This window comes from Amycolatopsis decaplanina DSM 44594 (assembly GCF_000342005.1).
In the GTDB taxonomy this organism is placed as follows: domain Bacteria; phylum Actinomycetota; class Actinomycetes; order Mycobacteriales; family Pseudonocardiaceae; genus Amycolatopsis; species Amycolatopsis decaplanina.
Genome location: NZ_AOHO01000004.1, coordinates 1 through 2665, shown reverse-complemented (window position 1 = coordinate 2665; position 2665 = coordinate 1). Strand labels below are relative to the sequence as shown.

1 protein-coding gene is annotated in these 2665 nt (G+C 63.0%); it reads left to right on the top strand.

The features are described 5' to 3' along the window. Positions 1-151 precede the first annotated feature (151 nt). Positions 152-2665: hypothetical protein (locus tag H074_RS00020; protein ID WP_152521318.1), on the top strand; the 2514-nt coding region annotated here is incomplete at its 3' end.

Here is a 2665-nt window from a genome sequence, read left to right as displayed (position 1 = left end):
ACTCGCCACCAAGCTCGGCACCCTGCGGACCTCCCCGCGGAACACAACCGTTTTGCCCGGTAGCGCACGCAACGACGACGATGCCCCACCGAAGGCCGGTGAGTCTTCTCGTAGTGGTGCGTGGGATGTCTTCGAGCCCGATGAGGGGTCGTTGCGGAACTGGTTCGAGACTCTGCTGGCGGATGAGGGGTCGTTGTGGGAAGGGGCCGGCGACGTTGGTGTGGACGGGGCGCTTGATGAGCCGGTCGTGGCCCCGAAGGCCCGAGCCGGAGATCCGGCCTTGCCGGAAGCTGTTGGCAAGTTGCGGCGGGGAAGAGCGCATCCAGCCGCGGTGAAGGCGACTTGGCTTGCCGTGCTGCCGTTGTCCGAAGACAGCAAGAACGAGCTGGAGGAGCTGAAGAAAGAGTTCGCGGCGAAGGTCAAGGAGGCGGTCGAACAGAAGCGGGAGATGCCGGATGTCCGGCTGCATATCTACCGGAGGGCAAAGCGCTTGGCGTCCAAAAATGATGCCGATTTCTTGAGGCTGGAGAACGCATTACGCGAGGCGGCCGGAGCCGCCAGTCCGGGTCTCGATCAACAGAAGCTGACTTTTGATCGTGAAGAGCACGGATCTCGCGCGCACGCGGATTTGGGTATCACCGTGCATGACTCGCCGGACCGGACCGAACAGAGTTATCGGACGTCGCCTGAACTGGATCTGTCCCTGGCCCATGCGTTGCAGAAGCACGTGTTGTCCGCCGCGGATGTGCGCCGTCTGCGGTTGCTGGTGGAGGGTCTTGTGCAGGCGCTGGACAACAACGTCGATCCCGACGGAGAGTTGCGTCTCGAGGCGCACCTGGTGGCCCGTGGCGGATCGGCCGAACTGCAGAGGTCGCGGGTGACGGCGGAGATACGCGCGGCGGTGCAGGCAGCGCGGCCCCAGTACTCGGCCGCGCAGGTCGAGGAGTTCATCGCCCGGCATGTCGTGATGGGTGTCACCCGGACGGTCGACCGTGATCAGGTGGGTCTTTTCCTTACTCTCGTCAGGCTCGACCTGGAACCGGATCCAGTGCCGGACCACGCCGTGGCGGTGGCGAAGCAGGCTGAATACGGGAAGCTGCCTTCGCTGCCGAAGGAACTGAGCGGTCGAGTCGTTAAACGCACCGATGTCGAAGCCGATAGCTGGAAAGCTAATCTGGAGGCCGGGAAGCCGTTCTCGATCGTCGAAGACGACCGCAAAAGCCTGAACGAATTCATGAAGAAAATTCTGTCCGATATCGCTGATCGCGCCCGCCATGATCGGCAACTCGGCGATATCCGGTTGCACGTCACGAGAATGGTAATTGGCATCAATTCCGAAGTCCGTCTCCGTGAGCATGAGGCGCTCGAAGAGCTGGTGAAGCGGGCGGCGCTGGAACAATCCATCGATCTCAGTAAGTTTCGCTTCACTTACGTGGCGCACAGAGCCAAGAGGAAAGGGCCCCGCTCGGTGGGGATCGCCGTGCACAAAACGCCGCAGCGGGGGAAGAGCGACTATCTCGGGGAGACGTCCTTGACGGAGTTCTTCATTCCGAGACTTGCCGTTCTGCCGGAGGCTGCCCGGGAGCGGATCACCTGGCTGTCAACGGGATTTATCGTTCGGTATAAGACGGGACAGGGTGGGAACAAGGTTCTCTCCATCGCGGTGGCGCAGCCCCGCCAAAGCGGTGCCCACCTTCTGGTGAAAGAGGTGCGGGACCTCGTCCTCGCCGCTTTCAGAGAGCAGTTGCCGGGGCCTGAAGGCACGCGACAGGCCCGTAGGATCCTGGAGGATTTCGTCCCCACCACCTTGTACCGCGCGCGTCCGGGAGGGGTGTCCGCTGTTCTGGTGGACGTGGTCGAGAAGGGTGAGGTGTCGTCGGTCCGGCGGGAAGAGTGGGAGGAGCAGGCGCGGTCGACGCGGATGGCTTCGCGTGCGGCCCGGGAGGCGGAGGGCCTTGCCCACACGCCCGTTGTGTCGGGCGGTGCACTGGCCTTGCCGGAGGCGGGTGAGTTTTCTCCTGATGGTGCGTGGGATTTCTTGGAGCCCGAGGACTGGGTTAAGAACTGGTTCGAGACTCTGCAGGCGGATGAGGGGTCGTTGTGGGAAGGGGCCGGCGACGTTGGTGTGGACGGGGCGCTTGATGAGCCGGTCGTGTCCCCGAAGGCCCGAGCCGGAGATCCGGCCTCGCCGAAAGCTGATGGCAAGTTGCGGCGGGGACGGGCGCGTCCAGCCGCGGTGAAGGAGACTTGGCTTGCCGTGCTGCCGTTGTCCGAAGACAGCAAGAACGAGCTGGAGGAGCTGAAGAAAAAGTTCGCGGCGAAGGTCAAGGAGGCGGTCGAACAGAAGCGGGAGATGCCGGATGTCCGGCTGCATATCTACCGGAGGGCAAACCGCCCGGCGTACAAAAATGATCCCGATTTCTTGAGGCTGGAGAACGCATTACGCGAGGCGGCCGGAGCCGCCAGTCCGGGTCTCGACCAACAGAAGCTGACTTTTGATCATGAAGAGCACGGATCTCGCGCGCACGCGGATTTGGGTATCACCGTGCATGACTCGCCGAACTGGACCGAACAGAGTTATCGGACGAGGCGTGAACTGGATCTGTCCCTGGCCCATGCGTTGCAGAAGCACGTGTTGTCCGCCGCGGATGTGCGCCGTCTGCGG